Annotated in this window: 25 protein-coding genes; 9 read left to right on the top strand and 16 right to left on the bottom strand. The window is 62.4% G+C overall.

Annotated elements, in window-relative coordinates; all coding sequences use genetic code 11:
• Positions 1 to 204: 204 nt before the first annotated feature.
• The 3 genes from VWZ87_RS06875 to VWZ87_RS06885 all read right to left on the bottom strand — a co-directional run bounded on the left by VWZ87_RS06875 (position 205) and on the right by VWZ87_RS06885 (position 3888).
• Entirely contained in the window at positions 205 to 1641 is a 1437-nt protein-coding gene (locus tag VWZ87_RS06875) for a cytochrome P450 (RefSeq protein WP_340545401.1), read from the bottom strand.
• Positions 1641 to 2891 (bottom strand): hypothetical protein, encoded by a 1251-nt coding sequence (locus VWZ87_RS06880; RefSeq protein ID WP_340545400.1) that lies wholly within the window; start codon positions 2889 to 2891, stop codon positions 1641 to 1643. Before VWZ87_RS06880 ends, VWZ87_RS06875 begins: the two co-directional genes overlap by 1 nt.
• A 244-nt stretch (positions 2892 to 3135) precedes the next feature.
• A complete protein-coding gene (locus VWZ87_RS06885; RefSeq protein WP_416536090.1) occupies positions 3136 to 3888 on the bottom strand; it encodes a cytochrome c biogenesis CcdA family protein in 753 nt (250 codons plus the stop codon).
• Positions 3889 to 3981: 93 nt separating this feature from the next.
• Here VWZ87_RS06885 and VWZ87_RS06890 point away from each other — a divergent pair, with 93 nt between their 5' ends.
• Entirely contained in the window at positions 3982 to 4215 is a 234-nt protein-coding gene (locus VWZ87_RS06890) for a sulfurtransferase TusA family protein (RefSeq protein ID WP_340545398.1), read from the top strand.
• 82 nt (positions 4216 to 4297) lie between these two features.
• Here the strand turns inward: VWZ87_RS06890 and VWZ87_RS06895 are convergent, their stop codons facing one another.
• The 7 genes from VWZ87_RS06895 to purC all read right to left on the bottom strand — a co-directional run bounded on the left by VWZ87_RS06895 (position 4298) and on the right by purC (position 13213).
• Complete coding sequence (locus VWZ87_RS06895) at positions 4298 to 4720, bottom strand: DUF4440 domain-containing protein (RefSeq protein ID WP_416536092.1); 423 nt, start codon at positions 4718 to 4720, stop codon at positions 4298 to 4300.
• A gap of 75 nt (positions 4721 to 4795) precedes the next feature.
• Positions 4796 to 7711 carry an Rne/Rng family ribonuclease gene (locus tag VWZ87_RS06900; protein ID WP_416536094.1) on the bottom strand — a complete coding sequence of 972 codons (2916 nt, stop codon included), beginning with the start codon at positions 7709 to 7711 and terminating at the stop codon, positions 4796 to 4798.
• Between the two features lie 565 nt (positions 7712 to 8276).
• Positions 8277 to 9614 carry a sigma-54 dependent transcriptional regulator gene (locus VWZ87_RS06905; protein WP_340545395.1) on the bottom strand — a complete coding sequence of 446 codons (1338 nt, stop codon included), beginning with the start codon at positions 9612 to 9614 and terminating at the stop codon, positions 8277 to 8279.
• A gap of 29 nt (positions 9615 to 9643) precedes the next feature.
• Entirely contained in the window at positions 9644 to 11413 is a 1770-nt protein-coding gene (locus VWZ87_RS06910) for an ATP-binding protein (RefSeq protein ID WP_340545394.1), read from the bottom strand.
• A gap of 37 nt (positions 11414 to 11450) precedes the next feature.
• The gene (purQ, locus tag VWZ87_RS06915; protein WP_340545393.1) at positions 11451 to 12119 is read right to left on the bottom strand and encodes a phosphoribosylformylglycinamidine synthase subunit PurQ; all 669 of its coding nucleotides are present in this window, start codon (positions 12117 to 12119) and stop codon (positions 11451 to 11453) included.
• Positions 12116 to 12349: a phosphoribosylformylglycinamidine synthase subunit PurS gene (purS, locus tag VWZ87_RS06920; protein ID WP_416536096.1), complete on the bottom strand. Its 234-nt coding sequence runs from the start codon at positions 12347 to 12349 to the stop codon at positions 12116 to 12118. Before purS ends, purQ begins: the two co-directional genes overlap by 4 nt.
• 102 nt (positions 12350 to 12451) lie before the next feature.
• Positions 12452 to 13213 (bottom strand): phosphoribosylaminoimidazolesuccinocarboxamide synthase, encoded by a 762-nt coding sequence (purC, locus tag VWZ87_RS06925; RefSeq protein WP_340545391.1) that lies wholly within the window; start codon positions 13211 to 13213, stop codon positions 12452 to 12454.
• A gap of 280 nt (positions 13214 to 13493) precedes the next feature.
• Between purC and VWZ87_RS06930 the strand changes: the two genes are divergently transcribed.
• The 3 genes from VWZ87_RS06930 to bmt all read left to right on the top strand — a co-directional run bounded on the left by VWZ87_RS06930 (position 13494) and on the right by bmt (position 17187).
• Positions 13494 to 13811, top strand: a complete 318-nt coding sequence (locus VWZ87_RS06930) for a DUF1476 domain-containing protein (protein WP_340545390.1) — start codon at positions 13494 to 13496, stop codon at positions 13809 to 13811.
• A gap of 113 nt (positions 13812 to 13924) precedes the next feature.
• On the top strand, positions 13925 to 16081 hold the full coding sequence (locus tag VWZ87_RS06935) for a phosphatidylglycerol lysyltransferase domain-containing protein (protein ID WP_416536098.1): 2157 nt from the start codon (positions 13925 to 13927) through the stop codon (positions 16079 to 16081).
• Between the two features lie 89 nt (positions 16082 to 16170).
• On the top strand, positions 16171 to 17187 hold the full coding sequence (gene bmt, locus VWZ87_RS06940) for a betaine--homocysteine S-methyltransferase (protein WP_416536100.1): 1017 nt from the start codon (positions 16171 to 16173) through the stop codon (positions 17185 to 17187).
• Positions 17188 to 17273: 86 nt separating this feature from the next.
• On the opposite strand, the gene VWZ87_RS06945 is transcribed toward bmt, so the two are convergent.
• Positions 17274 to 18380, bottom strand: a complete 1107-nt coding sequence (locus VWZ87_RS06945; protein ID WP_416536102.1) for a PA0069 family radical SAM protein — start codon at positions 18378 to 18380, stop codon at positions 17274 to 17276.
• A 222-nt stretch (positions 18381 to 18602) separates the two neighbouring features.
• On the opposite strand from VWZ87_RS06945, the gene VWZ87_RS06950 reads away from it, so the two are divergent.
• Together VWZ87_RS06950 and VWZ87_RS06955 are read left to right on the top strand one after the other, a co-directional pair.
• A complete protein-coding gene (locus VWZ87_RS06950) occupies positions 18603 to 19304 on the top strand; it encodes a corrinoid protein (protein WP_340545386.1) in 702 nt (233 codons plus the stop codon).
• Between the two features lies 1 nt (position 19305).
• The gene (locus VWZ87_RS06955) at positions 19306 to 20031 is read left to right on the top strand and encodes a DUF1638 domain-containing protein (protein ID WP_416536104.1); all 726 of its coding nucleotides are present in this window, start codon (positions 19306 to 19308) and stop codon (positions 20029 to 20031) included.
• A gap of 46 nt (positions 20032 to 20077) precedes the next feature.
• Here VWZ87_RS06955 and VWZ87_RS06960 read toward each other — a convergent pair whose 3' ends face one another.
• Positions 20078 to 20707: a glutathione S-transferase family protein gene (locus VWZ87_RS06960; RefSeq protein WP_416536106.1), complete on the bottom strand. Its 630-nt coding sequence runs from the start codon at positions 20705 to 20707 to the stop codon at positions 20078 to 20080.
• Positions 20708 to 20802: 95 nt separating this feature from the next.
• Between VWZ87_RS06960 and VWZ87_RS06965 the strand changes: the two genes are divergently transcribed.
• The gene (locus tag VWZ87_RS06965) at positions 20803 to 21513 is read left to right on the top strand and encodes a helix-turn-helix transcriptional regulator (protein ID WP_416536944.1); all 711 of its coding nucleotides are present in this window, start codon (positions 20803 to 20805) and stop codon (positions 21511 to 21513) included.
• A 33-nt stretch (positions 21514 to 21546) separates the two neighbouring features.
• On the opposite strand, the gene VWZ87_RS06970 is transcribed toward VWZ87_RS06965, so the two are convergent.
• A complete protein-coding gene (locus VWZ87_RS06970) occupies positions 21547 to 21957 on the bottom strand; it encodes a SufE family protein (protein WP_340545382.1) in 411 nt (136 codons plus the stop codon).
• 163 nt (positions 21958 to 22120) lie between these two features.
• On the opposite strand from VWZ87_RS06970, the gene VWZ87_RS06975 reads away from it, so the two are divergent.
• Positions 22121 to 22645 carry a hypothetical protein gene (locus VWZ87_RS06975; RefSeq protein ID WP_340545381.1) on the top strand — a complete coding sequence of 175 codons (525 nt, stop codon included), beginning with the start codon at positions 22121 to 22123 and terminating at the stop codon, positions 22643 to 22645.
• Positions 22646 to 22744: 99 nt separating this feature from the next.
• On the opposite strand, the gene rnd is transcribed toward VWZ87_RS06975, so the two are convergent.
• Positions 22745 to 23902: a ribonuclease D gene (gene rnd / locus VWZ87_RS06980; RefSeq protein WP_416536108.1), complete on the bottom strand. Its 1158-nt coding sequence runs from the start codon at positions 23900 to 23902 to the stop codon at positions 22745 to 22747.
• A gap of 229 nt (positions 23903 to 24131) precedes the next feature.
• On the opposite strand from rnd, the gene VWZ87_RS06985 reads away from it, so the two are divergent.
• Positions 24132 to 24326 (top strand): hypothetical protein, encoded by a 195-nt coding sequence (locus VWZ87_RS06985; protein ID WP_416536110.1) that lies wholly within the window; start codon positions 24132 to 24134, stop codon positions 24324 to 24326.
• Between the two features lie 29 nt (positions 24327 to 24355).
• Here VWZ87_RS06985 and purN read toward each other — a convergent pair whose 3' ends face one another.
• Positions 24356 to 24952 carry a phosphoribosylglycinamide formyltransferase gene (gene purN, locus VWZ87_RS06990; RefSeq protein WP_340545378.1) on the bottom strand — a complete coding sequence of 199 codons (597 nt, stop codon included), beginning with the start codon at positions 24950 to 24952 and terminating at the stop codon, positions 24356 to 24358.
• Positions 24949 to 25995: a phosphoribosylformylglycinamidine cyclo-ligase gene (gene purM / locus VWZ87_RS06995; protein ID WP_416536112.1), complete on the bottom strand. Its 1047-nt coding sequence runs from the start codon at positions 25993 to 25995 to the stop codon at positions 24949 to 24951. Before purM ends, purN begins: the two co-directional genes overlap by 4 nt.
• Positions 25996 to 25998: the final 3 nt, after the last annotated feature.

Genomic DNA, 25998 nt, shown 5'->3' on the forward strand with positions numbered 1-25998 from the left:
GGTGGCGTGATCCGCCGCCAGAATCGCGACATCGAACGGCTGCTGGGTTGGGAGCGTTTTCGGCGCGAGCTGAAACGCAGGGGCGTTCATGCCGTTGGAAACGTAAGTCAGGTGATCCTCTTTTGCCATCAGGACGCATTGCGCATCACTCAGTGACGCAAATATCTTAGACGAAATGTGCCAATAAAATTCGAATTTTCTTGGCTAGCGCGGTGTCAGCTGCAGCCAGATCCCGTTCTTTGACCGAACCGTCAGATGGGCCACCGGGATCGGCTCTTTGCCTGATACCGGCGCCACCCGAAACCTTCGCAGGATCATCGACAGGATCAGCGGCCCCTCGACCATGGCAAACCCCGCGCCGGTACAGACGCGCGGTCCGGCCGAAAAGGGGATATAGGCCTCGCGCTGACAGGTCTTGCCATTCTCGGTCTGCCACCGCCCCGGATCAAACCCGTCCGGGTTCTCCCAGAGCCGCGTATGGCGGTGCAGGTGCCAGGGGCTGAGCACGACCTGAGCGCCCTTTGGCAGGGTGCGGCCACGAAATTGCTGCGGACAGGTCGTCTCGCGCACCATCATCGGCACCGGCGGGTAAAGCCGCAGCGCCTCGCGGAATACATCACGGCTGACCCTGAGCTTGCCCACTTCCGCGAAACTGTCGAGTGACAGATCCTGAGCCTCCGCCGCGATCCTGTCCTGCCAGTCGGGCGCAAGGGCCACCAGATAGAGTGCCCAGGCCAGGGCGGAGGCACTGGTTTCATGCCCGGCCAGAAAGAAAATCGCGACCTGATCGACCATCTCCTGGGTTGAGAACAGATCTCCGGTTTCGGGATCCGCCGTGGTCATGATCTTGGTGGCCAGATCATCCGGGGCGCCGCCTGCCGCGATGGTCGCCATCCGCTGTTGGGTGAGATCGGTGATCAGAGCCCGGATCCGCGCGGCGTTGCGGCGTGTGGCAAGGCGGTGAAACCGCGGCATCCAGCGCGGCAGCGGCACCAAGGCGGCAATATTGAGGATCGGCTGCGCCTGCTGATAGGCCCGAAAGCGATGAAAGACCTCCTGCGCCATATGATGCTCTATCGGGATCGAAAACAGCGTGCGAAAGATCACATCGGCCGCCGCGTGAGAGGTCACGGATTCGATTTCGACCGGGTGGCCGGGGGTTTCGCGCTGTTGATCGGCGAGCCGCGCCACTGCGGCCTCGGCGGCGTCATGGATAGCCGGATAGATCTGGCGCAGGCGGCCACCTTCAAAGGCCGGGTCAATGATCCGGCGCTGGCGCTTCCAGACCTCGCCATTGGTCAGAAACACCGAATTCCCGAGCAGCGGGCGCAGCCCCTCGCTGATGCGGCTGGATTTCGGGAAGCTCTCCGGGCGCTGTTTCAGCACCGTATCAACCAGATCCGGCTGATTGACCAGATAAGAGCGAAAGAAGGGTGTGCGAAACTCTGCCATCCAGGCGCGGTAGAGTTTGGCGGGCTGTGCCGATAGAAGATCGGCGCGAAACAGCCGCAGATAGCGCCAGAGCGAGACCTTGTCGGCGCGCGCGGGCGGCTTGGGCGGGGTTACCGTTGATCCTGCGGAACCGGGCGCCGAGCCGGGTGTGGCTGTGGTTGGATCTGACGTTTTGCCTTTGCCCGCCATCAGTCCCCCAACGAGGTATATTTGGACGCGGTGACATCAATCCGGGACCGCGAGGGGTTGCGGTTGCGATAGCGGCTTTCGAGCGTCCTTGGCCCTGCCGTGATCTGAAAATAATCGTAATCCCCCGGCTGGTCGAAGGCGCAGAGGTATTGAAAATGCAGCCGGAAAAACCGCCACCGCAGCGCGGCCCATCGTTCCGGGCTGAGGGTCTGGGTAAAGGCCGCCGAGATCACCAGCGGCCAACGTTTTGTCGCGGGAGCAACGCCGCTCACGGCAACGGGATCACAAAGCGCAAAGGCACAGCCATCTCCCGGCGCCGTGACATCCACCCAGCACAGATCCCCGCGCCCGGACAGGTCGTGCAGATCACGGCGCAGCCGATGTGCCTCGGGCAGGAAGGAGACCATCGGGACCACCTGGCCGAGGCTCAGAAAGCCGAGGGTGGCATGACGTCCGGCCAGCCCGCTGCGCTGCACATCGGCCAGTACGCTGACCCCGATATAGGCGCCGGAGGAATGACCGACGACCAGCACCTCGTCATAGCTGGGGTCACTCAGGGCGACGGCAACCTCCCCGGCGAATTGTGCAATACGCTGTCCCAGTTCGGGCGCATAGGCGCCGCGCAGCGCGGCGGAATGGGCGTAATCATGCATCAGGTAATAGGCAAACAGCCGACCGTCCTGACGCCGGAACCAGCGCATCAGCGCCGCCGCCGCAATCAGCCCCAGCGCCCAGAACACCACCGCTGCCGCCGCAGCAGCCCAGCCCGCGGAGAGACCAAGCCAGGCAACAGCGCCCTGCCCGAGCCGGGCGATGGTCACGGCAAGCAGACAGGCAAGCACCAGCTGAAGCAGCAGCATACCCACAGGATAAAGCGCCGCGATCACCGGGCCTTTGCGCAGCCACATGAGCCGCCGCAAGGTGCCGGTGGAGATATAGATCCAGGCGGTGCGCAGCATCTGCCAATAGGTCTGCGCAATCGACGGCGCCATGCTGCCCTGAACAATGTCCGACCAGATCAGCACATCAACATCGGTGTGGACCTTGCAGCCCTCGATCTGTGCGGTGACCTGCCAGCCGAACCCGGGTGTTGCGGCAGCTGCCTGCGGTCTCTCAGATCGGGGCGAGAGCGACAACTGGTAGCCGGAAATCTCCGCCTGCCGTGCGCCCTCCGTCCGGTAGAGCTCGCGGTAGCGGCGCGGTGGCATCGGATCATAGCCGGGGATGTAGAACAGCTTGCGGCGGCGCACGGGCGGATCCTGCCCGTCGCACGGGGAGGCGCCACTCTTTTGCGCACCGGGCTTGCCAACGGCGGATGTCTTGGTTGTTTGCTCTTGCACGGACTGCGCGACCCGATTTGCCTGTTTGTCGTCGCGCCAGCTTAGCGGTGCCTTGCAAAAAGAGTAAGCCCCGCCGGACCTCTGTCAGACGGGGCGATCTCGGGCGGGGATGCCGTGGCAACGGCGCAAAGGGACCGCCAGCCCGGACGGCAGGTCAGCCGAGGGTGGCCAGCGCCGGGAAGGTCTCAAGCAGCCAGAAAGAGAACTCAGAGAAAAGGCCGGTGACCAGCATGAACCCGACAACAATCAGCAGCAGGCCCATGAACTTCTCGATCACCCCCATGTAGGGTTTGATCCGGTTCATCAGGACCATCGACCGGGTCAGGAAGATCGCCGCCAGCAGGAACGGCACGCCAAGACCAAGCGCGTAGATCCCGAGCAGCAGCGTACCGCGCGCCACCGATGCCTCGGTCGCCGCCAGCGAAAGAATGGCACCGAGCTGCGGGCCGATACAGGGCGTCCAGCCAAAGGCAAAGGCGAGCCCGAGAATATAGGCCCCCACGGCCGAGCCACCGGATTGATCGGTTTCCATCCGCGCCTCGCGGTCAAGGATCGGAATGCGGAAAACCGACAGGAAATGCAGGCCGAAAATGATTACAACAACGCCTGAGATCTGCGCAAAGAGTTCCTGATTCTGCAGCACAAAGGCACCAAAAGCCGAGGCCGTGAACCCAAGCAGCAGAAACACCGTCGACAGCCCCATGACAAAGAACAGCGCCGCGACGATGGCCTTGCGCCGGGCATGGGTCGTGCCCTGGATCTCGCCAATGGAAACGCCGCTCATATAGGCCAGATAGGGCGGCACGATGGGCAGCACACAGGGCGACAGAAAGCTGATCAATCCAGCCGTCAGCGCCACCAGCATGGCAGGGATCAGCCCTGCGTCGATGATTTCAATACCAAACATGCCCAATCCTTAGACCAGCCTCTTGCAAAGGTCACGGGGGGCGCCGGTCACAACCTTGTGGACAGGATGAAACAACCGGATTATCTGCAAGGTATGACCGACACCAAAGAGACTCTGGACGCAATCGGGCTGCTGTGCCCCCTGCCCGTACTGAAGGCACGCAAACGCCTGAAACCATTGGCCTCTGGCATGGTTCTGGAGGTTCATGCCGACGATCCGGCAGCGGTGGTGGATATCCCGCATTTCTGTCATGAGGCGGGCCATGAGCTGTTGGAAATCCGCGACAATCCGAAGCATCAGACCTATCTGATCCGCAAAGGCGGCTGAGCCTATCAGCCGGTGCAACCCTCTGTTCGGGGTACGGACATGGACAGGCTGCGCGCCTGGGCAGGCTGGTGATCGCCAGCGCCTAGGGGAGCGGGTTTTCCGCCCCCTCTGGCAGGGCCTCGGTGTCTTGGCTGAAGATATTGATCCAGACCGCATCGACGCGCTGCCAGATTGAACTGACATACATTGTGGCGGCCTCTGCATCCCAGCCGGTCTGGTCCGGGCGGGCATAGGTGGCACGATAGGCGAGCAACGCGCAATCGGGTGCCAACGACAGGACGCGCGCCTGCTCAAGTCTGAACCATGCCACTGTGGGTCCGTTGGCCAGCTGTTCGCAATGATCGTCGCGCCCGGCAAAGCCGCTGGGGTAGACGCCCAGAAACTGCGGATGCAGCGCGGCGCGGTCCGCGGCAACATCACCCCGCTGCAACGCTGTCCAGACGGCGGTTTCGGCCGCCAGCAGCTGCTCCAATAGCGGATCCATCACGGGGGGCTCGCTCTGCATGGAGGTGCTCCTGATGTCTTGAGACCTGACATGAAAAAGGCGGGCTAAACGCCCGCCTTTCTTTGGTTTTGCTGATCAGCTACCAACCGACCACCAACCGCGCCGCTTGGGCTTGGGCGGGCTAACCGGCTCCGCCTCTGCGCCTGCCAGGGCAGGTTCGGCCTGGTCCTCAGGCGCCGCTTCGCTAGGCGCTTCGGCAGCGGTCTCCGTCGGCGCCTCGACGTGATCTGCCGCCACATCCTGCGCCGTCGCTTCATCGGTCTCGATCGGGTCGGCCGTTGCCGGTTCGGCTGGAACCTCCTGCGCGGCGGTCGGCTCAACCTCCGCAGCGTCTGGCTGTTCGGGTGTGGAGACGGTGTTTGCCGCTTGGGTTTCTTCCACCGGAGCCGCCCCGTTGAGAGCTGCTGCTGGTGTGGGTGCCACCTCCTCCTCGGTCGGGGCCTCCACAGACGCCTCCTCTGCCGTCACCTGCTCATCCGAAGGCTCCGGGGCGGGATCCGCCTCCTCTGCCCCGGCTTCGGCCGGTGTCTCACCATCGGCTGCCACGGTCTCATCGGTCTTCTTCTTGCGGCTGCGCGAACGGGTGCGGGTGCGGGTGCGTTTCTTCACCTCGCCCTCACCCTCCTCGGGTGCGGCGTCCTTGCCTTCGGCGGCATCAGCTTTGTCGTCGCCGTCGTCTGCGTCGCCATCTGCCGAGTCTGCGGCCTTCTGGTCATCAGATTTCGCATCCGCCTGAGCGTCGCCGTTGGTCTCATCGCCCTCACCGCCGGAGGACTTCCGCCGCCGCCGACGACGACGCTTGCGCTTGGGTTTGTTGTCCCCATCGCCCTCGTCGCCAGAGGCTTGGGTCTCTGCGACATCCGCGTCATTGGTATCGGTCTCGACCTCATCATCGGCCTCCTCGGCCGCCTCGTCGGCGTCGACCTGATCCATGATCGAGGTATCAACGGATACCACCGGCGTCGTGACAACAGGAACCACACGCGAGGCGGTCTTGAACTTCTCGAGCGAGAAATCCGGGCTGACCAGATGCGGGTCACCCTCGATCCGCACGGACAGGCCATAACGGGTTTCGATCTGGGCGATATGCTCGCGTTTCTGGTTCATCAGATAGTTGGCAATGCTGACCGGGCAGCGCACCAGCACCTCGCGGGAACGACGGCGGGTGCCCTCTTCCTCGATCTGGCGCAGGATCGACAGCGCCAGCGAGTCATCCGACCGGATCAGACCGGTGCCGTGACAATGCGGGCACGGCGCGGTGGTCGCCTCGATCATGCCGGGACGCAGACGCTGACGCGACATTTCCATCAGGCCAAAGCCGGAGATCCGGCCCACCTGAATACGGGCGCGGTCGGTCTTCAGCTTGTCCTTCATGCGCTTTTCGACGGCGGCGTTGTTCTTGCGCTCGTCCATGTCGATGAAGTCGATGACGATCAGACCGGCAAGGTCACGCAGACGCAGCTGGCGCGCCACCTCTTCGGCGGCCTCCAGGTTGGTCTTGAGCGCGGTTTCCTCGATCGAGCCTTCCTTGGTGGCGCGACCGGAGTTCACGTCGATTGCCACCAGCGCCTCGGTCACGCCGATCACGATGTAACCGCCGGATTTCAGCTGAACGGTCGGATTGAACATCGCACCGAGGTAGCTTTCGACCTGGAACCGGGCAAAGAGCGGCAGCTGATCCTGATAGTTTTTCACGTTCTTGGCGTGGGACGGCATGATCATTTTCATGAAGTCCTTGGCGATGCGGTAGCCGCGTTCGCCCTCAACCAGAACCTCGTCGATCTCGCGGCTGTAGAGGTCGCGGATCGAGCGTTTGATCAGATCGCCCTCTTCGTAGATCTTAGCCGGTGCGATGGATTTCAGCGTCAGTTCGCGGATCTGCTCCCACAGGCGCTGGAGGTATTCATAGTCACGCTTGATCTCGGATTTCGTGCGTTTGGCACCGGCGGTGCGCACGATCAGCCCCGCGCCGCTCGGCACGTCCAGTTCAACCGCAATATCTTTCAGCTTTTTGCGGTCGGCGGCATTGGTGATCTTGCGCGAGATACCACCACCGCGCGCGGTGTTGGGCATCAGCACGCAGTAGCGGCCAGCCAGCGACAGATAGGTGGTGAGTGCTGCGCCTTTGTTGCCGCGCTCTTCTTTCACGACCTGAACCAGCAGGACCTGACGGACCTTGATGACTTCCTGGATCTTGTAGCGACGCGGGCGCGGTTTGCGCACCGGACGAATGTCTTCGCTGTCGTCTTCCTCGGCAACGGATTCGATATTCTCATCCTTGGCCGTCGCATCGGCAGCGGTCTCGGCATCGTCGCCGTCGTCATCGGCAGACGCATCAGAAGCGTCTTCTGCCTCTGCCGCAAGATCGTCAGCGGAGCTGTCGTCCTGTGCTTCCGGCTCTGGCGAAGCTTCCTTCACCGCTTCTTCGACAACCACCTCTGCGGCGGCGGTCTCATTGCCGTCTGTGGCCTCGGGCACATCCGCCAGCTTGGTGTCAGCTGCGGCCATGTCATCGGTCAGGTCGATGGTTTCCATACCCGCGATGTCGGCGCCGCCTTCGCTGGCCTCCGGGCTGACATCCTTCGTCTCGACGACATCGGCGGATTTCACCTCGGCAGCCCGAGTGCGACCACGACGCGACCGCGACTGGCGCTTGGCAGGCCTTGCCTCTTCCTCGTCATCACGGGCGCGCTGTGCCTCGGCATAGGCGCGCTCTTCCTCCATCAGGGCCTCACGGTCGGCGACGGGGATCTGGTAATAGTCGGGATGAATTTCCGAAAAAGCGAGGAAGCCATGGCGGTTGCCGCCATAGTCCACAAAAGCTGCCTGCAGCGAAGGTTCGACGCGGGTTACTTTTGCGAGGTAGATATTGCCAGCGAGCTGACGTTTGTTTTCGGATTCAAAGTCAAATTCCTCAACCTTGTTTCCATCGACCACCACAACGCGGGTCTCTTCCGCGTGGGTGGCATCAATAAGCATCTTCTTTGCCATGAGTCCTTGGTGCACCTGCCGCGCACGCGCGCATCTGGCCCGTTTCCGGGCGGACGTGAACGATTGGGGTGGTGTCTTGTCTGGGCGATGTCTTGAGGCGCGCGATTGGCCCATGCAGTACAGCGGTTAGCCCCGGAACATCTGTCCGGCCCTCCTGCCTGTCTGCTGTTCTCTCTCGCGCGCGTCATCGCGTTTCTTCTCCGACAGGTGGGAATATCCGCGCCCTGCCCTGATTATATCCCTGCTGGGAAACCCCAGTCAGGCGCTAAACTGCCCCGAAATACTGCGAGGCCAATCGGTCTGACTTTGCTTTCTCGGATCTTGCCGGACAAAAACAAAGGCAGCGAATCTCATCAAGAGGGGCAGGATCACTCTAGTCCCGTCCCCATTTAGGCAGCATAAGACCTGTGGATAGGTAATGACAATGGTCATTCGTCACACCTGCAATCTAAATGCTATCCTCTTGGTTCCTAGGCTGAAAATCATGAATATTCCGTTACCGGTACGACAAGGACCGCCCCCAGGAGGGAGGCGGCCCAATCTTGGTTAACGCGCGGTTTGGCGGTCAGGACAGATAGTCGGAACGTTGCAGCCCGTATTTGGCCATCTTTTCGTTGAGCGTCCGGCGCGGCAGGCACAGCTCATCCATGACGCTGGCGATGGACCCTTTGTGGCGCCGCATGGTGTTGTCGATCAGCATCCGTTCGAAGGCTTCGACATATTCCTTCAGCGGCTTGCCTTCGGTGGTCATCACCGGTTGCATATCCTCGTGGTCCGACATCAACAGCGATGCAATGGTCCCCGAGCCACGGCGCGACTGAAGCACCGCGCGTTCGGCGATATTGATCAGCTGGCGCACATTGCCCGGCCAGGGCGCCTGCAACAGCTGCGCGGCCTCCTGGGCGCTCACCTGAGGTGCGTCACAGCCGTATTCTTCGGAAAACTGTTCGGACAGGCGGGTGAACAGCGTCAGGATATCCTCGCCGCGCTGGCGCAGTGGCGGCACGGTGATCCGAAGCGCGGCAAGCCGGTAGAACAGATCCGGGCGCAGCGCGTCTTCGCAGGTCTTGCCGGCTTCCTGCAGGTTGGAGATCGCCACGATGCGTGTCTCCCCCGGAATGCCCTGCTCATTGATGACGCTAAGCAGCTTGGCCTGGAGCGTTTCGCTCAGGGCTTCGACATCTTCCAGCACCAGGGTGCCGCCACGGGCCTCCTCAATGGCGGGGAGCGAGCTGTCTTCGGGCTGCATCGGACCGAACAGGCGTTTGGACAGCGCCTCCTCTTCCAGCGCGGCGCAGGAGACCAGCACGAATTTCTTGCCCGCCCGGCTGCCGACCGCGTGCAGCGCGTGGGCCACCAGCGTCTTGCCGGTGCCGGTTTCGCCGTCGATCAGCACATGGCCATCCGCCTGCCCCAGATCCAGGATATCCTCGCGCAGGCGCTCCATCACCGGGCTGGAGCCGATGAGTTTCTTCATGATGGTGCTGCCGTCGGAGAGCTCGCGCCGCAGCACCCGGTTGTCGAGCGTCAGGCGCCGGGCCCCGGTGGCGCGCTTGGCCAGTTCCGACATGCGATCCGGGTTAAAGGGTTTTTCGAGAAAGTCGAATGCGCCAACCCGCATCGCCTCAACCGCCATTGGCACATCACCGTGACCGGTGATCATGATAACCGGCAAGGCAGAGTCGCTGCCCATCAGTTTCTTCAGGAACTGCATCCCGTCCATGCCCGGCATCTTGATATCCGAGATGACAATCCCGGGATAATCCGGCCCCAGCACCTTTAGCGCGTCCTCGGCGCTGGCAAAGGTCTCGGTGTCATAGCCAGACAGCGCCAGCCATTGGCTGATCGACTGTCGCATATCCTGTTCATCATCGACGATCGCGATTTTCATGGCCTGTGCCATTCGCGTGCCCTCCATCCAGTGATACCGCGCTATTCCGCGGCCTCGATACCGTCCACAAGGATCGGCAGTTGCATTTCAAATACGGCGCCACCGCTCTGCCCGTTGCGGGCGGTCAGCCGACCGCCTAGGTCGTTCACGATACCCGAGGAGATGGCAAGCCCCAACCCAACCCCGTCCCCCGGCTGCTTGGTGGTGTAGAAGGGTTCAAACAGGCTGCCGAAATCCTTGATCCCCATCCCGTTGTCGCGCACCGACAGAGTGGCTGTCTCGCCCGCCGCCAGCAGGATTTCGACCTCCGGGTCTTCGACTGACTTTGTAGCATCTAGTGCGTTTCGCAACAGGTTCACCATCACCTGCTCAATCCGCATCCGATCGCCCATCACATAGACCGGTTCCTCGGGCAGGATACGGGCGATCTTGACGTGCCGCTGACGCAGCTGCGGCTCCATCATCGACAGCGAGGAGGCAAGCGCATCGCCCATATTTACGGGGCTGAACGTATCACCGCCCTTGCGCGCGTAGGACTTCAGCTGGCGGGTGATCGCGCCCATCCGTTCAATCAGATCGTCGATCCTGCCAAAGGAGGCCAGCGCCTCCTCGGGGCGGTTGCGATTGAGCAGCAGCCGCGCCCCCGCCAGATAGGTTTTCATCGCCGCCAGCGGCTGGTTCAGCTCGTGGCTGACGGCCGCCGACATCTCACCCAGAGCGGCCAGTTTCGAGCTCTGCGCGAGGCTCTGTTCGGCCACTGCGAGGGTCTCCTGCATGCGTTCGCGTTCGGCAATTTCCCGCTGTAGCCGTGCGTTCAATACGCGAAGCTCTGCCGACTCGCGCTGGAACAGCGCCATGCGCAGCGCGGTGCGACGGCTCAGCGCATAGAAAGCCAGCGCCAGCAGAATGGCGAATCCCATGATCTCAAGCGCCAAAACCGTGTTCACCCGCTCGCGGATCGACGCGTAGGTGGTGAAAGAGGTCAGCCGCCAGCCCTGAAACGGGATCCGGGATTCCAGCCGCATCACCGCTTCGCCCTGGAGATAGGCATCGGCGGGCAGCGCGGTCCAATCCGTGGTGGCCCGGATCGCCCGCTGAATGGCCCCCTCAGGGGTCTGCAATTGCAGCGCATCCGCCTCCGACAGGCCGCGCCAGCGCGACTCTGTCGCCAGAATGATGGTGCCGGTGCTGTCGGACACCATCACCGCATCCGAAATCCCTGCCCAGGCGCGCTCGAACTTCTGCAGATCGACCTCCACCACGATCACCCCGAGGATGCCGGAGGTGTCGACGATGCGGCGCGAATAGGTGAAACGATAGCTGCCGACCTCGCTGCGGATCGCCGAGAACACGGTGGTTTTGGAGCGCAGCGCGTCGACGAAATAACCCGCATTGCGGTGAGTTTGGCCCAACCGGTTGCGATCGGTGGCGGCCACGGTGCGCCCGTCCTGCGCCATCAGCATGATGGAGGCGGCGCCGATTTCCTCGACAAAGGAGATCAGCCGCTGGGTCGAGAGCGAAAAATCATTCGATTGCAGCGCCGATATCAGTGCCTGATCCCGCGCCAGCAGCTGCGGCACGATGGCGTGGCGCCCCAGCTCGCTCACCAGGTTGCCAGAGTAGAGCGCAAGACGCAGCTCAGCCCGGTTGCGGGTGCTTTCGGTGAAGCGATCGGTCAGCGCCCGATTGGTGACCCAGACGGTCACCGCAGCGACGGCCATAAGCAAGAGCAAAGCAAGACGCACCCGCCACGAGGTCGTGCGGGAGCGCGGTTTTCCAGAGGATAGGGTTGCGTCACGCGCGGCAGTCATAGGCAAAACCTAACGCAAGCCGCCGCGCATTCACAAGTCACGCCGCAGTGACTAGCCCGGCCAATGCGCGGAACACTGCCGCCCCGTCGGTGCCCCCGTGGCCTGCATCCGCAGCCCGCTCCGGGTGAGGCATCATGCCCAGAACCCGGCGGTTTTCCGACAGGATACCGGCAATATCGGCCACCGACCCATTGGGATTGTCGACATAGCGGAAGGCGACGCGGTCCTGATCCTGAAGGGCGGCGATGGTGTCGGCATCAGCATAGTAGTTGCCGTCGTGATGCGCGATCGGCACGCCGATCACATCACCTGCCGCATAGCCTTCGGTAAAGACGCTGTCGGCTGTCGCCACCTGCAAATCGACGGTGCGGCAGATGTATTTCAGACCGGCATTGCGCAACAGCGCGCCCGGCAGCACGCCGGTTTCGGTCAGAATCTGGAAGCCGTTGCACACGCCGATGGCATAGCCACCGCGATTGGCATGATCGACAACCGCTTGGCAGATCGGTGACTGGGCGGCAATGGCGCCGCAGCGCAGATAGTCGCCATAGGAAAACCCGCCCGGCACGCCAACGATATCGACACCCTCGGGCAGCGCGCTGTCCTTGTGCCAGACCATGGAGACGTCACAGCCCGCCTGTTCAAACGCCACCGCCAGATCGCGGTCGCAGTTGGACCCGGGGAAGACAACAACAGCCGCCTTCATCCCTGCATCTCGATGCTGTAGGATTCGATCACGGTGTTGGCCAGCAGCTTTTCGCACATCGCGGTCACATCCGCCTCGGTGGCATCATCCGCCAGATCGAGGTCGATCACCTTGCCCTGACGCACGCCGCCCACCTTGTCAAAGCCCATGGCGCCAAGCGCGTGGCGCACGGCCTCGCCCTGCGGATCCAGAACCCCGTTTTTCAGCATTACATGCACGCGTGCCTTCATCGCATTTTCCCTCAGGTTTCGATGGCAAAGCCCGGATTAGGGGCCTCTAAGTTAGATAGTCAAAATCCCGCCCTTTGGTCAGGGCGGGATCCATGGATCAGGTCAGTTTACCAGCGTCGGCTTGCCGCTCGCCGGCGGGTTGTTCGGCATCACGCCCAGACGCCGGGCCACCTCGGTATAGGCGTCGGTCAGATTGCCAAGGTCGCGGCGGAACACATCCTTGTCCAGCTTCTGACCGGTTTTCATGTCCCACAGACGGCAGCTGTCGGGGCTGATTTCATCGGCGACGACCAGACGCTGGAAATCGCCGTCATAGATCCGGCCGATTTCGATCTTGAAATCCACCAGCTTGATCCCGACCGCCAGCATGACACCGGACAGGAAGTCGTTCACCCGTAGCGCGAGGCTGAGGATATCATCCATATCCTGCTGGCTGGCCCAGCCGAAGGCGGCGATATGCTCCTCGGTGACCAGAGGATCCCCCAGCGCGTCGTCCTTGTAGCAGTATTCCACAATCGGGCGCGGCAGCTGGGTGCCCTCGTCAATGCCGAGGCGTTTGGAGATCGACCCGGCCGCATAGTTGCGCACGATCACTTCCAAGGGAATGATCTCGCAGCTGCGCACCAGCTGTTCACGCATATTGAGCCGCTTCAGGAAATGGGTCGGCACGCCGATCTGCCCCAGACCTTGCATGAAGAACTCGCTCAACAGGTTGTTGAGCACGCCCTTGCCTTCGATGACATCCCGCTTTTCCGCGTTGAAAGCGGTGGCGTCGTCCTTGAAGTACTGAACGATGGTGCCCGGTTCGGGACCTTCATAAAGTGTCTTCGCCTTGCCTTCGTAGATCTTCTTGCGACGTGCCATGCGGAGCCTTTCGGGAAAAAAGCGGGAATCTCATGCCCGGGAACTGTCGCCCTCATACGGCAAGGGGGGCCGTGCCGCAAGCTTGGTCCCGGCCCGCCCGCAATCACGATTGGGGAGACGGGCTTTTCGTCCCTGCGGGCTTGCTGTGCTATGATGGCCCGGCGTGGTCGGGCAGCCACGCGGATTCTGGGATCAATTGCCCCGCCCGCCTCTTGTTGGCGCCGCGCGCCATCCACATATCACAATGATCTACGACACTTATCGCCCTGAGGGAGGATCCATGACCACTTTCGACGACCGCGAACACGCCTTTGAAGCGAAATACGCCCATGACGAGGAAATGCAGTTCAAGGCGCAGGCCCGCTGCAACAAGATGCTCGGGCTGTGGGCCGCTGGGCTGCTGGGCAAAACCGGCGCTGATGCCGAGGCCTATGCGCATGAGGTGATCAAATCCGATTTCGAGGAACCGGGGTTTGAAGATGTGCTGCGAAAGGTCAGTGCTGATCTGGAAGGTCGGGCCACCGCGGATGAGGTACGCCAGAAGCGGGCCGCCCTGCTGCCGGAGGCCAAGGACCAGGTCCTGAACGACAGCGCATGATTTTACGCGCATTTCACGCAGGACCGGCAGCGATGGGACTGGCATTAACCGGGTGACAATCCATCAGGTGTAGCGTGTCGGATGGCGACCTGCCATTTGACACAAGGATGCTGATGCCCAGCCTACTGTCCCCTGCCGCCCGCATCTTTGCGCGGACTTCCGCACGCGGTCTGCGCCTGATGCTGCCTGTCGCCGTCATGATCGGCTGTCTGGCATTGCTGCAGGCCCATGTGGCGCTGCCCGATCTGGCGGAACTGCGCGGGATATTGCGCTCTCTTGCGCCGTGGCAATGGGGCGCTGCGCTGATGGCCACCGCGGTAAGCTTCTGGGCTCTGGGCCGCTATGACAGCGTTGCGCACAGGCACCTCGGGACCGGGCTGGATGGCCCGCAGGCGCGGCGCGCCGGTATGATTGCCATCGCGGTGTCGCAAACCCTTGGGTTTGGTCTGGTCACCGGCGCCTTTGCCCGCTGGCGCATGCTGACGGGGCTGCGCCCGATCCGTGCAGCCCAGCTGACCGGAATGGTCGCCATCACCTTCCTGATTGCACTGGCGGGTATCTGTGGCGGTGCCCTGATCCTGAGCCCGCCCCCGGTGTCCAGCCCATGGCTGGGATCGGCTATTCTCCTTGCAACTTTCGCCATGACCGCTGCCATGGTGGCGGTGCCGGTGGTGCGGATCGGCCGGATGACCCTGCGCTGGCCCTCGCTGATGGCGATTTCCGCGCTTGGGTTCTGGGCCATGATCGACGTGGTGGCAGCTGGCACAGCGCTGTGGCTGCTGCTGCCTGCCTCTGTCGAGCTGTCTCTTGCTGCAATGTTGCCCGCCTATTTTCTGGCGCTTGGCGCTGCGATCCTTTCCTCGGCGCCCGGCGGCGCCGGCGCATTCGAACTGGCGCTTTGCGCGATGTTGCCCGCAGATATCACCCCCGAAGTTATCGCGGCTATCCTCGGGTTTCGTCTGGTCTACTACCTGCTGCCCGCGATCATCGGCGGGATCTGCCTCGGGTGGCCTGCGCTGGCCGAACTGCCACGACGATTGGCAAGCAATGCGCCCGACGCTGAGCTCTCTGGTCCCGAAGACACGCAGGCCCTCAGCGGCAGTCGGATGCGCCCAGCCGCACAGCTGCCGCAGATCCGTCCTGTCGCCGAAACCGCCGTGATCCAGCAGAATGGCGGACATCTGCATGCTTTTGGCTTCAATCAGGTGGCGCTGCTGGACAGCCCGCAGGCCTCAATCGCGCTCTTTGGTGCGGTGAGCGGTCATCTAAGCGAACTTCTTCCGGGCCTTCACCACCATGCCAAACACCGCAATGCCGTTGCCTGCCTCTATAAGTGCACGGCCCGCGACGCGGTTGAGTGTCGCCGTGCCAGCTGGCGGGTGCTTCGGATCGCGCAGGAGGCGGTGCTTCACCCCGCGACCTTCAGAGAAACAGGCTCAAGCCGGCGCCAGCTGCGACGCAAACTCCGGCAGGCCGAAAAGGCGGGCGTCTGCGCCCTGCCCGCAGCCGCCGAGCTGCCGATTGACCAGATGAAAGCCATCGATGCCGCCTGGCAGTCCACCCATGGACAAGCCAAGGGCACGACGATGGGACGGTTTCAGGCAGAATATCTGGCACAGCAGCAGGTGTTTATCGCCTGGCATGACAAGCGCATGGTCGGCTTTGTCAGCTTTCACGCCATCGCACATGAATGGTGCCTCGATCTGGTGCGCCTGCTGCCCGATGCCCCCGATGGCACCGGCCACGCGCTGATCCGCGCGGCGCTTGCTGCGGCGGCGGAGAGCGGCGTTTCGCGACTGTCACTCGCCGCGGTGCCCGATCATCGGTTTGCCAAGCGCCTGGATCCCGGCTTGCGCCGCTTCAAGACCAGCTTTGCCCCTACCTGGGAAGATCGCTATGTGGCCGCGCCCTCATTCCTGCACATGCTCATCGCCCTTGGCGAACTGCTGCGGCTGGTCCATCATCCTGCGCCGCTGCCCCATTGGCCCAGATCGACCGAAACCGATGGCAGCGACGACACAGCACCGCGCGATGGCGACCGTGGACCGGATGGCGAGCGGCTGAACGGCAGCGTTGCCGACACAAACGCCCGGACCGAAGAGAGCCTGTGGCGCAAATTCGAGCGCCGCGCAGCAGCTGCCCGCGCGGCCCGAAGGCAGGCCTCGGGCAGATGGTCCGACGCGGCAGATCGCGATGATCCGCCGCCCGATGGTGATCGTCTTCATAATGAAGATGAAGAAAATGAAATTGCCCTCACCCGCCGCGCATGACAGACCGGGCCATTGACACAAGCCGACCCCAGGTGCCGATAGCGGCGAGCCGCGGCCCAACCACCGACATCACCCCACAGGAACATCCCATGACAAATACTTTCACAACCCTGCTGGAAACCAAGGACGCCCTGCTTGCCGATGGGGCCACTGGTACCAATCTGTTCAATATGGGACTGCAATCCGGTGACGCGCCTGAACTGTGGAATGTGGACGAACCCAAGAAGATCACCGCGCTTTATCAGGGATCGGTCGATGCAGGCAGCGACCTGTTTCTGACCAACACCTTTGGCGGCACCGCAGCCCGGCTGAAGCTGCACGACGCGCAGCGCCGTGTGCGGGAGCTGAACATTGCCGGCGCAGAGCTGGGTCGCAATGTCGCCGATCGCTCCGAGCGCAAGATCGCGGTGGCCGGATCCGTTGGCCCGACCGGCGAAATCATGCAGCCGGTGGGCGAATTGAGCCATGCGCTGGCCGTCGAGATGTTCCATGAACAGGCCGAGGCCCTGAAGGAAGGCGGCGTTGATGTTCTGTGGCTGGAGACGATCTCCGCGCCCGAGGAATTTCGTGCCGCGGCGGAGGCGTTCAAACTCGCCGATATGCCCTGGTGCGGCACCATGAGCTTTGACACCGCAGGGCGCACCATGATGGGCGTGACCTCATCCGACATGGCGGAGCTGGTCGAGGAGTTTGATCCGGCACCGCTGGCGTTTGGCGCCAACTGCGGCACCGGTGCCTCGGATATTCTGCGCACCGTGCTTGGCTTTGCTGCGCAGGGCACCAGCCGCCCGATCATTTCCAAGGGCAACGCGGGCATTCCCAAATATGTCGATGGTCACATCCATTATGACGGCACGCCAGCCCTGATGGGCGAATATGCCGCCATGGCGCGCGATTGCGGCGCCAAGATCATTGGCGGCTGCTGTGGCACCATGCCCGATCATCTGCGCGCCATGCGCGAGGCACTGGATACCCGCCCTCGCGGCGAGCAGCCGACGCTGGAGCAGATTGTCCAGATCCTCGGGCCGTTCAGCTCAGACAGCGATGGCACCGGCGAGGATAACGCGCCCGAACGGCGCAGCCGTCGCGGCCGTCGGCGCGGGTAACACCCGCCCGAACGGCATTGCGTTTTCAGCCCGAAGCGGTCTCAGGATGGCTTCGGGCGATCACCTTCGCGGCCCTGCGACGACTTTTAGAACAGCGCCAGCTGATCCCCGGCCTGTGCCGGTTTTGCAAAGAGATCGCAGCGCAGCTGAGGCGCGCGCTGCTCAAGGCCCAGCCGTTTGCACGCGGCATTGAACCGGTTGGCGATCACCGCCGCATAAGGCCCCTCGCCACGCATACGATGCCCCCAGCGCGGGTCATAGTCCCGCCCTCCGTGCATTTCGCGCAGCCGTGCCATGACTTTTTCGGCGCGCAGCGGCACATGCTCCGCCAGCCATTCCTGCCAGAGCTCCGACACGTCACGCGGTAGCCGCAGCATGATCCAGCTTGCCGCATCGGCGCCGGCATCGGCCCCGGCGGCCAGCAGCGCCTCCAGCTCATGGTCGGTCAGCCCCGGCACGACGGGCGAGGTCATGATACGCACCGGGACACCCGCCTCAGACAGGCGCCGGATGGTCGCGAGGCGACGGGCAGGCGTCGGCGCGCGCGGCTCCATGCGGCGCGACAGCTCCGCATCCAATGTGGTGACGGAGATGCCAACCCGCACAAGGCCACGCCCGGCCATGGCCGACAGAATATCAAGATCCCGCTCAATCAGGGTCCCCTTGGTGACGATGGCGACCGGATGGGAGAACTGATCCAGCACCTCCAGACAGGCGCGGGTCAGCCCGAGATCACGCTCACACGGCTGGTAGGGATCGGTATTGGTCCCGATGGCAATCGGCGCCACCTTGTAGCGCGGCTGCGACAGTTCGCGGCGCAACACCTCGGCGGCATTGGGGCGCGCGATCAGCCGGGTTTCGAAATCCAATCCCGGCGACAGCCCCAGATAGGCATGGCTGGGACGGGCAAAGCAATAGATGCAGCCATGTTCACAGCCGCGGTAGGTGTTGATAGAGCGATCAAATGGCAGATCGGGCGATCTATTATAGGAAATCAACGAGCGCGCCACCTCATGCCGTATATAGGTTTCGATCCTCGGCGCGCCGCCATCATCGCCGTCATCACGCGAATCCTGCAGCCCTCCCCAACCGTCATCAATGGCATCTCGTGCCAAATCAAACCGCCCTGCCGCATTGCTGAGGCTGGCGCGGGCTTTGCGACGTTGTGGCGGTGGTGGCAAGATCTCGGTCATTGGGGCATCTTGCCGCAAAGTTGAGAACAAATAAAGAACAAACGCAAGAAACCGAAGATTTCCATGCGAAATCTTCATTATTATTCCGCCATTTTTGCGCCTATACGTCGGTTCGGACCAAGGCAACGTCGCAAACAATGCAGTCTCTTGGGGTCAATCTGGACCAATACGAGTTAAACGAGGCCAAACCGGGGTCACCCCGCCCAGTCAAGGAATACACCCATGTCGGAAGACGCAGATGACATCATCCTGGCAGATCTCAATGACGAGGAACTCGTCCAGCAGATGTTCGATGACCTCTATGACGGCCTCAAGGAAGAGATCGAAGAGAGTGTCAATATTCTGCTCGAGCGCGGTTGGGCACCCTACCGGATCCTGACCGAGGCGCTGGTAGGTGGCATGACCATCGTGGGCGCCGACTTCCGCGACGGCATCCTATTTGTGCCCGAGGTGCTGCTGGCGGCCAACGCGATGAAGGGCGGCATGGCCATCCTGAAGCCGCTGCTGGCGGAAACCGGCGCGCCGCGCATGGGCTCCATGGTGATCGGCACCGTGAAGGGCGACATTCACGACATCGGCAAGAACCTCGTCTCCATGATGATGGAAGGCGCCGGTTTCGAGGTGGTGGACATCGGCATCAACAACCCGGTCGAGAACTATCTGGAAGCTCTGGAAGAGCACAAGCCGGACATCCTCGGCATGTCGGCCCTGCTGACCACCACGATGCCCTATATGAAGGTCGTGATCGACACGATGATCGAACAGGGCAAACGCGACGATTACATCGTTCTGGTTGGCGGCGCGCCGCTGAACGAAGAATTTGGCAAGGCAATTGGCGCAGATGGCTATTGCCGTGACGCGGCTGTGGCCGTGGAAATGGCGAAGGACTTCGTTGCGCGCAAGCACAACCAGATGAGCGCCTGATTTGGCACGCAAAGGACGCGCCGCCCGCCTGACTGAGCGGGCGGCGTTCCAACCGCCCACCGGGCGGTCGCTTGAGGAAACCTCCCTCACCGAGCGGGGCCTCGCCGCACCTTTGAGAAAAACGGGCCGTATCCTGTTGATTGCCTGCGGTGCGCTGGCCCGGGAAATTCTGGCTATCAAAGATGCCAACGGGCTTGATCACATTGATCTCACCTGCCTGCCGGCCAAGCTGCACCTTTACCCTGAACAGATTGTTGATGCGGTGGACGGGGCCGTCGCCAAACATTCCCGCGTCTATGACAGCATCTATGTCGTCTATGCCGATTGCGGTACGGGGGGCGCGCTGGAGCGCAAATGCGCCGAGCTGGGTGTCGAGATGATTGCCGGCCCGCATTGCTATTCGTTCTTCGAAGGCAACGACCAATTTGCCGCCCATGGCGAGGCCGGAGAGATCACCGCCTTTTACCTGACGGATTTTCTGGTGAAGCAATTCGACGCCTTTGTCTGGCGGCCGATGGGATTGGATAAGCACCCAGAACTGCGGGACATTGTGTTCGGCAACTACACCAAGCTGGTTTACCAATCGCAGATCGATGATCCGGCACTGGTTGAGAAAGCCGAACTCTGCGCCAAGCGCATGGGGCTGGCGTTTGAACATCGCCACACCGGGTATGGGGATCTGAAAACCGCGGTGCTGGCCTGGAGCGATAAGATGGCGCGCGATTAGACCGCGCGCCGCAGATTTATCGGAATGGGAGGCTGCCCTGACCCGCTCAGGCGTCTTCCAGCGCGCTCAACTGCGCGGTTGTTTCGGCCTCGTAGGCCGCGATGGCCTGACCGTCCTGCGCGGCGCTGACCCGCTCCACCCAGGCCTTGATCACGGCACTGTCGGGCATCAGATGCGGCGCCCACTGAAATGGCGACGCCAACAGGATATCGGCGAGGCAGAGCGTATCGCCCAGCAGGAAGTCACCTTCGGCCAGCGCTGTTTCCAGCGCCGTGCAGACTTCAGCCAAACCGCGATACGCCCCATTGATGGCCGGATGATCCAAGCCTGAGAAGGCCGCCACCAGAACCGGATCCAGCACGCCGCCGGCGTAGGTCATCCAGCTGAGATAGCGGCCACGATCCGGCGCGCCGATCTTGGGGCTGAGCGGCTGACCGTACAGCTCATCCAGATACATCATGATGGCAGCGCTCTCACGAACACCCTGCCCCTCATCGGTGACCAGATAGGGGACTTTCCCCTCGGGATGAGGATTGCGTGGATCACGGCGACCGGTGCCATCAAAGCGCTCTACGCTGACGGGAACGACCTCGACCGCATCCAGTTTGCCGATGAGCATAAGCTGCGCAATGACACGAGAGGAGCGGCTGTTGGGGCAATGATAAAGCGTCGGCATTTCAATGACTTTCCATTTGTTATGTTGCTGATGGTAGTGATATGCGACTACCCTCCTGCCAAATTCTGTCAGGATGTTTGCGGATAGATGGACCCATGCCTAAAACAGATCGCCTTTTTCGTCTGCTGCATCTGATCCGGGGGTTGCGCCCGCCGGTCACGGCGGCCCGGCTTGCCGCCGCGATGGAGGTGTCGGAGCGTACGATCTACCGTGACATCGACAGCCTGCGCGCGGCAGGGGCGCGGATCGAGGGAGAGGCGGGGCTGGGTTATACGATGACCGAAGATCCGGCGCTGCCGCCGCAGACCTTTTCCCAGATCGAGCTGGAAGCGCTGACCCTTGGGCTGTCGGATGTGAATCAGCGCGGCGACCCCGATCTGGCGAAGGCAGCGACAGATGCGCTGGTCAAGATCCTCGCAACATTGCCCGAACGCCAGCAGCGGCAGGCCATGCATGCGGTCAATCTGGTCCATCGCTATTATGCACCGGCCAAACCCACCATTGACATGACCCTCCTGCGCGAAGCGATGTGGGCGGAGGAGGCGCTGGATATAGGTTATCGCGACCTGAAAGACGCCCGGACCACGCGGCGGATCTATCCGCTGGCGCTATCCTATCACGACCGCAGCGTGATGCTGCTGGCCTGGTGCTGCAAACGCGAGGATTTCCGCAGTTTCCATGTGACCCGGATTGATGGTTACAGCAAGACCGGAGAAAGCTTTCGTCCCCGGCGTGTCACCCTGCTGCGTGCGTTCATTGACCACCTTCATTCGCGGGATCGCGGTGGCGAAGGCGCGGCCCGATGACGGGCGATGATCACCCGGGACCGGCCCGCTGGATCAGACGGCCGCCGCTGCCGTTTCGCGAATGCGCTGGACCATTGCAGTCAGCCCATTTGAACGCTGCGCCGACAGATGATCATTGAGACCCAGCCGCGCCAGTTCGGCCCGCGCGTCGACCGCCAGCACCTCCTCAAGGGAGAGGCCGTTATACAGCGCACGCAACACCGCGATCAGCCCGCGCACGATCATTGCGTCGCTTTCACCGTCGAAGTGGAACACACCGTTTTCGATGGTGGGATGCAGCCAGACCTGACTGGCGCAGCCGTCAACCTTGGTTGCGGGCACCTTCAGCGCGTCTTCCAGCGGATCCATCGCCTTGCCCTGTTCGATGACATGGCGGTAGCGATCTTCCCAATCGTCGAGAAACTCGAAATCTTCGACAATCTCTTCAAAGGCGGCACTGGCCATGGGGGTGTTCCTCGTCTGGTTTTGCGGCCCGGTGTCCTGCGCTGATCGACGCAACCACCGGCACCGCTGGACCTAAGGCGCAAACAATGGCTTTTCAACTGCTTTTCAAGTGGCTTGCAATCGGGTAACCACATGCGAGGACATATCGAACGGGTGAACCATCATGCAACGATCTCTCGCACTCCTCCTGATTGGAGCCGTGGCGCTATCTGGCTGTGGGTTTCGCGATTCGCGGGTGAACCCGTTGAACTGGTTTGGCGGCTCCGATGAGGTCGAGGTGCAGGAGACCAGCGGTGAGCCGGTCAATCCGCTGATCCCGGTGAAGACCCGCGTCAGCGTCTTTGCCCGCCCCGATGCGGTGGACAACAGCGTGCTGGTGCAAAGCGTCAGCGAGATGCGGGTGGAACGCACGCCAACCGGTGCAATCGTCTATGCTACCGGCATTGCCGCGCGGCAGGGCGCCTATGGGGTCGAGCTGCGCCTGGACGAGGCCGATCGCGACGTGCGCACCCGTGACGACACGCTGGATTTCACATTCCGCGCCACCTACCCCGAGTATCGGACGGCTGTCGGCAGCGACCGCACCCGGACCTTGCGCGCTGCTTTCAGCCTCAGCAAGCAGGAGCTTGCCAGCGTACGCAGCATCCGGGTTGTCGCCGCACAGAACGCACGCGAAAGCCGCCGCTGAGGTTCACGCCCAACATAGGCTGAATATGCAAAAGGCGCCTGCAACGGGCGCCTTTATTGTTTTATGTTCCGGTGCCCCGGCGACGTGATCGGGCAGCGATCAGAGGGTTACAACCTTCACGTATTGCCCCTTTGCAGCCAGCGCGATCTCGCCGTTGCAGAGACGCAGCGCATCGGCGCCAAACACCTCGTGACGCCAGCCATTAAGCGCGGGAACATCGCGCTGACCGGCCGCGATGGCGTCCAGATCGGAGCTGGGGGCAATCAACTTGGCCGCAACACCGGAGGCCTCGGTCTTGGCCTTCAGAAGCACCCGCAGCAGATCGGCGAGCGCCGGATTCACCTGCATTTTCTCACGGCTGCGATCCGGTTGCGGCTGTGATCCCGCCGGGCAGTTCACACCCTTGGCAACCGCCTGAAGGATGCCTTCGGCAATTGCGCCCTTGCGGGCCTCGCGCAGCAGCAACCGCGAATTGCCGAGGTCTGAGCTGTTCTTCGGCTTGGTCGAGGCCAGCTCCACCAAGGCGTCATCCTTGAACACACGGTTGCGCGGGACATTGTTGGTCTTGGCGTAGCTCTCGCGAAAAGCCGCCAGCTCGCGCACGATTGCAAGGAATTTGCCGGAGTTGGTGCGGGTTTTCACGCGCCGCCACGCCTCTTGCGGGTCGACATCATAGGTCGCCGGATCGGTGAGCACCTGCAGCTCTTCAGCCACCCAATGGGCGCGTTCGGTGCGCTGCAGCTCGGCCGCGAGATGTTCGTAGATCTGGCGCAGATGGGTCACATCCGCCAGCGCATAGGTTTTCTGCGCCTCGCTCAGCGGGCGACGCGACCAGTCGGTAAACCGCGAAGTCTTGTCGACCCCCTGTTTGGCGATCTTGCGCACCAGTGTCTCATAGCCCACCTGCTCGCCAAAGCCGCAGACCATCGCCGCGACCTGCGTGTCAAACAGCGGCTTGGGAAAGACCTGCGCGTCAACCCAGAAGATTTCCAGATCCTGCCGCGCGGCATGGAACACCTTGACCACATTCTCGTTGCGAAACAGCGCATAGAGCGGTTCCAGAGAAATCCCGTCAGCCAGCGGATCAACCAGAACGGCGTCAGTCTCTCCGTCACCGGAGAAGGCCAGCTGAATCAGGCAGAGTTTGGAATAATATGTCCGTTCACGCAGAAACTCGGTATCCACCGTGACATAGGCGTGCTGCGCTGCAGCTTCGCAGAAGGCCTGCAGTTCTTCGGTAGAGGTCAGAGTTTTCATCAATTACGGCTTTTTCTTTATCTGAATTATTGGGCCGTGATACGCGCTTGTCCCGGTCAATGCAAACATGTGCAGAGGGGGCCAGAGGATTTCAGCCCCGCCGTGATGTAGCAGGCGCACAGTCGCTGAAAATGTTCAATTTACGTGATGACAGGGCAATCAAACATTCATTTTCGGAATACCTAACGGATGGCTAGGTTGGTCATATAGCCAAAAAGGAGCATGACCGATGACCGCCCTGACCCCCTGTGAAACCAGCCCCCTTGCCCTCGCCTGCCCCGGGTTGTCCGCCGCCGGCCTGGCAGCCGTGGCGCTTGTCCTGGTGCTTGGCCTGCCCGCCCTGATGGCCCCGTCACCACAGGGGGCGACGCCGGACTGGCATGGCAACAGCGCGACACTGCCTATGCCAGGACCGAGCAATTAGACCGGGAAGATAGTCGTCGGGGCAGATCGTCAGGGCAGATAGACTGGCGTGCGATCTCCGGCGGCATAGCGACGCAACACGGCCGGATAGAGCTGATGCTCCTGCACCAGAACTTTTGCGGCCAGGCTCTCCGGCGTGTCGTCAGCAGCGACATCGACCCGCGCCTGCCCCAGGATCGGCCCGTCGTCGAGCACGGCCGTCACCTCATGTACGGTGCAGCCATGCTGGCGGTCGCCCGCCGCGAGTGCCCGTGCATGGGTGTTGAGACCGGTGTATTTCGGCAGCAGCGAGGGGTGAATATTCAGCATCCGCCCCTGAAACTGCGATACAAAACCATCAGTCAGAACGCGCATGAACCCCGCGAGACAGACGATATCCGCGCCGGAGGCAAGGATCGGCTTGACGAGTTCCGCCTCAAATGCGGCGCGATCCTTGCCATAGGGTTTGTGGTCCACCACCGCAGTTGGAATGCCTGCGGCGGCAGCCTTCGTCAGGCCACCGGCACTGGCGATGTTGGACAAGACCAGACAGGGCCGCGCCGGATGATCGCCGGTCATGCTTTCGACCAGCGACACCATGTTGGAGCCGCCGCCCGAAATCAGGATCGCGACCTTCTTGTGGCTCACAGCAGCTTGCCCGAATAGCGCATACCGGCGCCTGCTGTGACGGTGCCCAGACGCGAGACGGTCTCGCCCTCGGTTTCCAGCACCTTCACCAGTTCATCCGCGCGGCCGGCAGAGACAGACAGGATCATGCCAATGCCGCAGTTGAAGGTCTTCAGCATCTCTGCCTCGGCAATACCGCCAGTCTCGGCCATCCATTTGAACACGGGCGGCAAGTCCCAGGCATTCAGGTCGATGTCAGCGCCCAGATCCTCGGGCAGGACACGCGGCAGGTTTTCGGTCAGACCACCGCCGGTGATATGAGCCAGCGCATGAACGCCGCCCGCCCGCACGGCAGCCAGGCATTGTTTTACATAGAGACGGGTCGGCGTCAGCAGCGCCGCACCCAGCGTGCCCTCGCCGAAGGGGCAGTCCGCGTCCCAGCCGAGGCCGGAGACGTCAACCAGCTTGCGCACCAGCGAGTAACCGTTGGAGTGCACGCCGTCAGAGGCCAGCCCCAGAAGCACGTCGCCTTCTTGCACGTCGGCAGGCAGCGCACTGCCGCGTTCCATTGCGCCCACCGCAAAGCCCGCCAGGTCGAAATCCCCTGCGGGGTACATGCCCGGCATTTCGGCCGTCTCACCGCCGATCAGCGCACAGCCAGAGCGCACGCAGCCCTCGGCGATGCCTTCGATGATGCGGGCCGCCACGTCGGTTTCCAGCTTGCCGGTTGCGAAATAGTCGAGGAAGAACAGCGGCTCAGCACCCTGGCAGACCAGATCGTTGACGCACATCGCCACCAGGTCGATGCCAACGCCATCCACCACACCGGTGTCGATGGCAATCCGCAGTTTGGTGCCGACACCATCGGTGGCGCCAACCAGAATGGGGTCGCTGTAGCCTGCGTCCTTCAGATCGAACAGCGCGCCAAAGCCCCCAAGGCCGCTCATCACGCCAGAACGGTTGGTCCGTTTCGCGGCGGGCTTGATGCGGTCCACCAAAGCGTTGCCTGCATCAATATCCACCCCCGCGTCCGCGTAGGTCAAACCGTTCTTGCCGCTGGTCATCTC

Source organism: Phaeobacter sp. JH20_37 (assembly GCF_048056015.1).
Taxonomy (GTDB): Bacteria; Pseudomonadota; Alphaproteobacteria; order Rhodobacterales; family Rhodobacteraceae; genus Phaeobacter; species Phaeobacter bryozoorum.

Bases quoted from the DNA above. Each gene is read 5' to 3' on its own strand.
- VWZ87_RS06905 (WP_340545395.1), bottom strand. From the start codon at position 9,614: ATGGCACAGGCCATGAAAATCGCGATCGTCGATGATGAACAGGATATG.
- VWZ87_RS06975 (WP_340545381.1), top strand. From the start codon at position 22,121: ATGCAACGATCTCTCGCACTCCTCCTGATTGGAGCCGTGGCGCTATCT.
- VWZ87_RS06885 (WP_416536090.1), bottom strand. From the start codon at position 3,888: ATGTTTGGTATTGAAATCATCGACGCAGGGCTGATCCCTGCCATGCTG.
- purS (WP_416536096.1), bottom strand. From the start codon at position 12,349: ATGAAGGCACGCGTGCATGTAATGCTGAAAAACGGGGTTCTGGATCCG.
- VWZ87_RS06950 (WP_340545386.1), top strand. From the start codon at position 18,603: ATGTCGGAAGACGCAGATGACATCATCCTGGCAGATCTCAATGACGAG.
- VWZ87_RS06930 (WP_340545390.1), top strand. From the start codon at position 13,494: ATGACCACTTTCGACGACCGCGAACACGCCTTTGAAGCGAAATACGCC.
- bmt (WP_416536100.1), top strand. From the start codon at position 16,171: ATGACAAATACTTTCACAACCCTGCTGGAAACCAAGGACGCCCTGCTT.
- VWZ87_RS06910 (WP_340545394.1), bottom strand. From the start codon at position 11,413: ATGACTGCCGCGCGTGACGCAACCCTATCCTCTGGAAAACCGCGCTCC.
- VWZ87_RS06945 (WP_416536102.1), bottom strand. From the start codon at position 18,380: ATGACCGAGATCTTGCCACCACCGCCACAACGTCGCAAAGCCCGCGCC.
- VWZ87_RS06895 (WP_416536092.1), bottom strand. From the start codon at position 4,720: ATGCAGAGCGAGCCCCCCGTGATGGATCCGCTATTGGAGCAGCTGCTG.
- VWZ87_RS06970 (WP_340545382.1), bottom strand. From the start codon at position 21,957: ATGGCCAGTGCCGCCTTTGAAGAGATTGTCGAAGATTTCGAGTTTCTC.
- VWZ87_RS06960 (WP_416536106.1), bottom strand. From the start codon at position 20,707: ATGCCGACGCTTTATCATTGCCCCAACAGCCGCTCCTCTCGTGTCATT.
- purC (WP_340545391.1), bottom strand. From the start codon at position 13,213: ATGGCACGTCGCAAGAAGATCTACGAAGGCAAGGCGAAGACACTTTAT.
- rnd (WP_416536108.1), bottom strand. From the start codon at position 23,902: ATGAAAACTCTGACCTCTACCGAAGAACTGCAGGCCTTCTGCGAAGCT.
- VWZ87_RS06985 (WP_416536110.1), top strand. From the start codon at position 24,132: ATGACCGCCCTGACCCCCTGTGAAACCAGCCCCCTTGCCCTCGCCTGC.
- VWZ87_RS06935 (WP_416536098.1), top strand. From the start codon at position 13,925: ATGCCCAGCCTACTGTCCCCTGCCGCCCGCATCTTTGCGCGGACTTCC.
- VWZ87_RS06965 (WP_416536944.1), top strand. From the start codon at position 20,803: ATGCCTAAAACAGATCGCCTTTTTCGTCTGCTGCATCTGATCCGGGGG.
- purM (WP_416536112.1), bottom strand. From the start codon at position 25,995: ATGACCAGCGGCAAGAACGGTTTGACCTACGCGGACGCGGGGGTGGAT.
- VWZ87_RS06890 (WP_340545398.1), top strand. From the start codon at position 3,982: ATGACCGACACCAAAGAGACTCTGGACGCAATCGGGCTGCTGTGCCCC.
- purQ (WP_340545393.1), bottom strand. From the start codon at position 12,119: ATGAAGGCGGCTGTTGTTGTCTTCCCCGGGTCCAACTGCGACCGCGAT.
- VWZ87_RS06875 (WP_340545401.1), bottom strand. From the start codon at position 1,641: ATGGCGGGCAAAGGCAAAACGTCAGATCCAACCACAGCCACACCCGGC.
- VWZ87_RS06900 (WP_416536094.1), bottom strand. From the start codon at position 7,711: ATGGCAAAGAAGATGCTTATTGATGCCACCCACGCGGAAGAGACCCGC.